We start from the raw sequence: 7097 nt of genomic DNA, 5'->3' as shown, positions 1-7097 counted from the left end.
TCGCGATACCACCGGTGGTGTTCCCCGCGTGCGGGGGGATGTGGCATGGTTTGCCGGTTGTGGCCATGCGGGTGTGTGGGGGCGGTCGGTGCCTTTTCCGCGACCTTGGGTTGCGCGTGCTGGTGTAGTGCGCGGCGTTTTCGTGCAACGAAAGGTTGCCAGACGGGGAGGGTGCGATGGACTACGGCGGCATGGAGCGAACCGTCCGCGGGGGCACGCTGGTGCGCTTCACCAGGACGGGGTTCCGGGACAGGTGCTGGCAGGCGGCCGTGCTCCAGGAGCGGTACCGCGAGAACACCGAGGGATGGGACCGCTTCCTCCCCCGCCTGGCCGACTACGCCTCCGGGCTGGTGTCGACGCCTTGAACGCGCCCGTCGACGACGAGCTCTGGTCGACGGCGCTATGAGGTCGACCAGCTCCAACTCGCCCGAGCGGTCGCGCACCTGTCGTCGGCCGGGGCCGCGTGGGACGCCCGACCGCGGCGCGTCCAGCGCGTCGCCGAGACCATACAGCGCGCCCGGCAGGACTGAACGCGCGCCAACGAACGCCGCCGTGCCCGGAGCGGCGGCGCGGGCGCACCCGAACCCGGGCGCCCCACGCACGACGAGAGGTGATGGGATGGCGGACATTCTGCACAGGGTCGGCGTGGCGCGTCCGGGCGGCGTGACCGGGCGCGGCGGCTCACACCGGCAGCGGGATGGCGGCCTGGCGGTAGCGTTCGGCGACGGCGTGGGCGATCGCCGGATCCGGGCACAGCGGCGGCGCGACCACGTCGGCTCCGCTGGCGGCGAGGCGGTCGTGGAACAGCCCCGGCGCGAGCAGCCAGGTGGCCACCGAGACCCGCTCGTGGCCCTGGGCGCGCAGGCGGGCGACCTGTTCGGTGACCGTGGGACCCCCGGTGGCGACGTAGCCGGCGGCCACGGGGGTGTCCAGGAGCCGGGCCAGGGCTCGGGCGCGGTCGTGCGACTCCGCGCGGGCCCGCTCGTCGCGGGTCCCGGCGCAGGCCAGGACGACGGCGTCGCCCCGGCGGTGGCCCGCTGCCAGCAGACGCCGGTGGGCGGTGGCCACGACGGCGGGGTGGGCGCCCAGTGCGGGGGCGAGCACGGCGTCGGCGCGCCCGGCCTTGGCGAGCTGGCGCGGGATGTCCTTGCGCACGTGGTGGCCGCTGGCCAGGAAGGCGGGCACGACCACGATCGGGCCCGGGACGCTGGCGGCCACGTCGCGACGCTGGGCGAGGGCACGTCGCGAAGGCCAGGTGGACGGGCATGCGGGTGATCTCGCCCACGCGCAGGGCCAGGGAGTGGGCCACGGCGGTGCCGTGTGGGTCGCGGGTGCGTGGACGGCCAGGACGAGGGCGGGCCGTCTGTTCATGGCGTGGCCGCGCACTCGAAGGTGTCCAGCGCCAGGCGGTAGCCGCGTTTGACGACCGTCTGGATGATGCGGGGGTCGCCCAGGGCGGTGCGCAGGCGGGCCACGGCCGTCTCCACGGCGTGGGCGTCGGCGTCCTCGCCCAGGCAGGTGAGCAGGTGGGCGCGGTCGCGGACCTGGCCGGGGCGGCGGGCGAGTTCGCGCATCAGGCGCATCAGCGTGGGCGAGAGGGTGTGGACGGCGCCGTCGATGAGGACGGCGTGGCCGCGTAGGCGCAGGCGGTGCCCGGCCACGTCCAGGGTGGGGAACCGGTTGGGGAGTTCCTCGGTGAGTTTGCGCACCTGGGCGCCGATGCGGGCGCGTCCCGGCCAGACGGTGGGGATGTCGTGGGCCATGAGGGGGCGGGCGGTGACGGGGCCCACGCACATGGCCAGGACGTCGCCGCGCAGGGCCGAGACGAGGGCGTCGGCCTGGCCGTTGGTGCGGGCGCGGGCCAGCAGTCCGGCGGCTGCGGGGGCGCTGGTGAAGGTGACGGCGTCCACTCCCCCGGTGGTGGTGGCCTCGATGAGCCGGTCCAGGGGGGCGGTGTCCTCGGGCTGGGTCCACCGGTAGACGGGGACCTCGACGACCTCGGCGCCGGCCAGGCGCAGGGCGGCGGTGAAGTCGGGCAGGGGTTCGCCGTGGAGTTGGATGGCCACGCGCAGTCCCTGCACGCCGGTGGCCAGGAGGTGGTCCAGGACTTCGGCGGAGGACTCGGAGGGGGGTGACCACTCCTCGGTGAGTCCGGCGGCGCGGATGGCGCCCTTGGCCTTGGGGCCGCGGGCGAGCAGGCGGGAGGCGCGAAGGGAGGCCAGGAGGGGTTCGACGGTTCCCCAGGTCTCGCAGGCCTCGATCCAGCCGCGGAAGCCGATGCCGGTGGTGGCCACGACGACGTCGGCGGGGCGGCGGGCGAGTTCGCGGGAGACGGCGGCCAGGCGCTGGTCGTCGCTGAGGGGGACGATGCGCAGTGCGGGCGCGGACAGGACCTCGGCGCCTTGCGGCGCAGCATGGCGCAGAGCTCGTCGGCGCGGCGGGCGGCGGTGACGGCGACGGTGAACCCGGCCAGGGGCGCGGTGGTGGGTGCGGGCGGTGCGTGCACGGTCTCGGTCACGGGGTCCCCTCGCCGGTGTGGATCTGGACGGTGCCGCCGTCGACGCGGACGGGCCAGGTGGTCAGGCGGGTGGCGGGGTCGTCCAGGCTGTGGCCGGTGCGCAGGGAGAAGACGTGCTTGAGCATGGGTGAGGCGACGGTGGGTTCCCCGTCGCGGTCGCGACGATGCCGCGGGAGATGACGGCGGCCCGGGTGTAGGGGTCGATGTTGTCGACCGCGTACAGGTGGTGGTCGTGGGTGCGGAACAGGGCCGCCTGGCGGCCGTCGGGGGAGCAGGACGGCCACGCCGTCCTCGGGGTGGAGGCGGTGGGTGGGGCAGGCGTTGATCCAGGTGCCGGTGTGTGTGGCGGCGTGGGTGAGGGTGGTCATCGGGTGGTCTCCTTCGGTCGGGGCGTGGGCATGCCGAGGTTGAGGGGGGCGCGGGACGGGTTGGTCGCGGGCGGTGGTGAAGGTGATGGTGGGGTCGGGGGTGTCGGGGGCGTTGGCGAAGGACACGAACCGGGAGAGTTTGTCGGGGTCGGCCAGCACGTCGGCCCACTCGTCGGAGTAGGCGCTCACGTGGTGTTCCATGGCGTGTTCGAGTTCGGAGCCGATGCCCAGGCAGTCGTGGACGACGACGTCGCGCAGGTGGTCCAGGCCGCCGTCCATGGCCTCGATCCAGGGGGCGGTGCGTTGGAGGCGGTCGGCGGTGCGGATGTAGAACATCAGGAACCGGTCGATGTAGCGGATGAGGGTGTCCTCGTCCAGGTCGCAGGCGAGGAGTTCGGCGTGGCGGGGGGTGAAGCCGCCGTTGCCGCCCACGTACAGGTTCCAGCCGTTCTCGGTGGCGATGACGCCGAAGTCCTTGCCGCGGGCCTCGGCGCACTCGCGGGCGCACCCGGAGACGGCCGACTTGAGCTTGTGGGGTGAGCGCAGGCCCCGGTAGCGCTCCTCCAGGCGGATGGCCAGGCCGACGGAGTCCTGGACGCCGTAGCGGCACCAGGTGGTGCCCACGCACGACTTGACGGTGCGCAGGGCCTTGCCGTAGGCGTGCCCGGATTCGAAGCCGGCCCGGACCAGCCGGGACCAGATGGCGGGGAGTTGTTCGAGGCGGGCGCCGAACAGGTCGATGCGCTGGCCGCCGGTGATCTTGGTGTAGAGGTTGAAGTCGCGGGCGACCTCGCCGATGACGATGAGTTTGTCGGGGGTGATCTCGCCGCCGGGGATGCGCGGGACGACCGAGTAGGTGCCGTTGCGCTGCATGTTGGCCAGGTACCGGTCGTTGGTGTCCTGGAGGGCGGCCTGTTCGCCCTGCAGGATGTGGCCGCCGCCGAGCGAGGCGAGGATCGAGGCGACGGCGGGCTTGCAGATGTCGCAGCCGCGGCCGGTGCCGTGCCGTTCGATGAGGGCGGAGAACGTGGTCAGGCCGGTGGCGCGGACGGTCTCGACCAGTTCGGCGCGCGACTGGGTGAAGTGTTCGCACAGGGCGTTGGACTGGACGATCCCGGCCTGGTCCAGGAGTTGCTTGAGCATGGGCACGCACGAGCCGCAGCTGGTTCCGGCGCGGGTGCGGGCCTCAGGGCGGGCACGTCGGTGCAGCCGGAGTGGATGGCCTCGCAGACGGCGCCCTTGGTGACGGCGTTGCACGAGCAGATCTGGGCGTGGTCGGGCAGGGCGTCGGCGCCGACGGCGCCGCCGTCGGGGGTGATCAGGGCGAGTGGGTCGCCGGGTACCGGGGAGCCGACCAAGGGGCGCAGGGTGGCGTAGGCGGTGGCGTCGCCGACCAGGACGCCGCCGAGCAGGGTGGTGGCGTCGTCGGACAGGACGAGCTTGGCGTAGCGGCCGCCGGCGGCGTCGTTGACGACCACGTCCAGGGCGCCGGGGGTGCGGCCGTGGGCGTCGCCGAAGCTGGCCACGTCCACGCCCATGAGCTTGAGCTTGGTGGAGGTGTCGGCGCCGGTGAAGGTGGCGGAGCCGCCGACGAGGCGGTCGGCGACGACTTCGGCCATGGCGTTGCCGGGGGCGATGAGGCCGTAGACGGTGCCGCGGTGGTTGGCGGCCTCGCCGACGGCCATGATGCGGGCGTCGCTGGTGGTGCAGGTGTCGTCGATGGCGATGCCGCCGCGTTCGCCCAGGTCCAGGCCGCAGGCGCGGGCCAGGTCGTCTCGGGGGCGGATGCCGACGGAGAAGACGACCAGGTCGGTGTCCAGGTGGCCGCCGTCGTCCAGGACCAGGCGGGCGGCGCGGCCGTGGGGGCCGGGTTCGACGGCGGTGGTGGCGACGCCGGTGTGCACGCTCACGCCCAGGTCGGCGACGAGGTTCTTGAGCAGGGAGCCGGCGCCCTCGTCGATCTGGGCGGGCATCAGGTGGGGGGCGAGTTCGACCACGTGCGCGTTGAGGCCGAGCAGGCGCAGGGCGTTGGCGGCCTCCAGGCCGAGCAGTCCGCCGCCGATGACGACGCCGGTGCGGGCGCTTTGGGCGGAGTCGGTGATGGCGTCCAGGTCCTCGATGGTGCGGTAGACGTGGCAGCCGGGCAGGTCGTGGCCGGGGATGGGTGGGACGAAGGGGGTGGATCCGGTGGCCAGGACGAGGCGGTCGTAGGCCAGGGTGCGGCCGGTGGAGGTGGTGACGGTGCGGGTGGCGCGGTCGACGGCGGTGGCGCGTTCGCTGACGTGGACGTGGTGTTGGGGCCGGCGGGGTCGCCGAGGCAGAGGTCGTCGGCGCTGGCGCCGTCGAAGTAGGAGGAGAGGGCGACACGGTCGTAGGCGGTGCGTGGTTCCTCGCCCACGACGGTGGTGTGCCAGTGGTGGGCGGTGTCGCGGTCGCGCAGGGCCTCGACGAGCCGGTGGCCGACCATGCCGTTGCCGATGACGACGAGTTCTTCCATGGGTGTTCGGCTCCTCCGGGCTGCGGTGCGGTCGTGTTCAGGCAACCCGGAGGGTGTTTCCCCGGCGTCAGCCGGTTGTGACGGGGGTGTTTCGATGTGCTGTCGCCGCAGGTGGCGGATGAGTGATCGGGGGTTCCTGGATTCGCGCCACAGGCCGGTGTGGCGAACCCCCAGCGTGCGCGGCTGTGACCGTGTGCGGGGTGCGGGAGTGGTTGGGCGAGCTTCGGGCCGACGATGGGGGGACGATCGGTCTGGTGGATGACGCTCTCCTGGCGCGAGTGTCTCGGGGCCAGTCCCCAAACGGCCCTTGGCGGGTGCGTCGCGGGCTCGACGATCGGGAATCCCTTCGACGGGTGGGGCTGTGCCGTGGGCGCGGACCGGCTGGGGCGTGCTGGGCGGGTGAGCGCCGCTCCCCCGTGGGAGGGAGGCGGTTCACCCTGGTGGGGAGGTGGCGGGGCGGGGCCGGGCGGAGAGGGTGGAGCCAACGCTTCGGCCCTCGAAGGGAGCCTTGATCATGACCGTCTCCTCGTCCGTTCGACCCGCTGCCCCCGACCGGGAGGGGTCGCGGGCGTCCGTGGCGCCCTGGCTGGTGCTGGCCTGGTCGGCGGTGGCTGTGGCCTGGGTTTGGGGTGGTGGTCGGGTGTGCTGCCCAGGGGTGTGCCCGAGGGTGAGTCGTTCGGGTCGTTGTTCTCCGGCCGGGGGCTGGGGGTGGCGGCGGGTGCGATGGCCGCGTGCGGGCTGGCCGGTTTGGTGTGTTCGGTGCTGTTGCTGCGCGGAGGCGGTGCGGGCGGCCGGGTCGCGAGGCGGGCGCGTGGCTGGTGGGGTCCGGGGTGCTGCTGGTGTTCCTCGACGGGTCGCTGCTGGCCTGGATGGGGTACACGATGATCGTGCCGGTGACGGGCTGGTTCGTGCCGGATCTGTGGTCGTCCTACGTGTCGGCGACCCTGGAGCCCACGGCGTTGACGTTGCTGTTCTGCGCGCTCGGCGTGGTCCTGTGGGCGGTGGCGGCGCTCGTCCACCGCAGGGTGGTGCGCGGCTCGTGTCGGCGCTGCGGACGCGGCGGGGGCTGGACCCCCGAGCAGGAGCGGCGCGTGCGGGCGCGGGCGCTGCGGGTGGGCCGGTGGGCCGTGGCGGTGGGCGTGGCGCTGGCCCTGCTCTACCCGGCGCTGCGGTTCCTGTGGCTGTTCGGGGTGGCGCTGGACTTCGGCGAGGAGGAGACCCGGCGGTTGCTGTCGGACCCCTTCACCGTGGCCGTGGGCCTGTCGCTGGGGTCGGCCGGGGTGGTCGGCGCGGTGCTCATGCTGGGTCTGGTCCAGCGGTGGGGGGTCCGGTTCCCCCGGTGGATGGTCGGGTTGGCCGGGCGGCGGGTGCCGGTCGCGCTGGCGGTGGTGCCCGCGAGTCTGGTGACCGTGGCCCTGGTGGCGATGGGCCGGAGCACCCTGGTGCAGGTGATGTCCGGTGCTCAGGGGGCGACCCCCGTCAGCGAGCCTGCGCACGCGAGCGTGTTCCTGTCGATGGGCGTGTGGGGTGCGGCGCTGGGGGTGGCGACGGCCGCCTACGCGGTGCGGCGGCGCGCGCAGTGCGGTGAGTGCGGTAAGGGCCTGCCCGAGGCCGAGCCGGCGCGGGCCGTGGTGGCCGGGTAGGGGCGGGCCGGGTTGGGGGGCGGGCGTCCGTGGCGGCGGCCCCTCCCCCGCCGGGGAAGGGGCCGCGTGAG

General features: G+C 74.0%; 2 protein-coding genes and 4 pseudogenes. 2 read left to right on the top strand and 4 right to left on the bottom strand.

Annotated features, from left to right (window positions below; all coding sequences use genetic code 11):
* Nucleotides 1-191 precede the first annotated feature (191 nt).
* Nucleotides 192-365 carry a hypothetical protein gene (locus BJF83_RS27255; RefSeq protein WP_158070309.1) on the top strand — a complete coding sequence of 58 codons (174 nt, stop codon included), beginning with the start codon at nt 192-194 and terminating at the stop codon, nt 363-365.
* A 316-nt stretch (nt 366-681) separates the two neighbouring features.
* Here the strand turns inward: BJF83_RS27255 and BJF83_RS00025 are convergent.
* From BJF83_RS00025 to nirB, 4 pseudogenes are all read right to left on the bottom strand, one after another.
* Nucleotides 682-1371, bottom strand: a pseudogene (locus tag BJF83_RS00025) (sirohydrochlorin chelatase).
* Nucleotides 1368-2518 (bottom strand): annotated as a pseudogene (locus BJF83_RS00020) (uroporphyrinogen-III synthase). Before BJF83_RS00020 ends, BJF83_RS00025 begins: the two co-directional pseudogenes overlap by 4 nt.
* A pseudogene (nirD, locus tag BJF83_RS00015) lies at nt 2515-2886 on the bottom strand (nitrite reductase small subunit NirD). Before nirD ends, BJF83_RS00020 begins: the two co-directional pseudogenes overlap by 4 nt.
* Nucleotides 2883-5383: pseudogene (gene nirB, locus BJF83_RS00010) on the bottom strand (nitrite reductase large subunit NirB). Before nirB ends, nirD begins: the two co-directional pseudogenes overlap by 4 nt.
* Nucleotides 5384-6213: 830 nt before the next feature.
* Here nirB and BJF83_RS00005 point away from each other — a divergent pair.
* Entirely contained in the window at nt 6214-7026 is an 813-nt protein-coding gene (locus BJF83_RS00005; RefSeq protein WP_262391188.1) for a hypothetical protein, read from the top strand.
* Nucleotides 7027-7097 lie beyond the last annotated feature (71 nt).

The sequence above is a fragment of the Nocardiopsis sp. CNR-923 genome, assembly GCF_001942255.1.
Lineage (GTDB): Bacteria > Actinomycetota > Actinomycetes > Streptosporangiales > Streptosporangiaceae > Nocardiopsis.
Note: the sequence above shows the minus strand (reverse complement) of the source record. Positions and strands in the feature narration are given on the sequence as shown.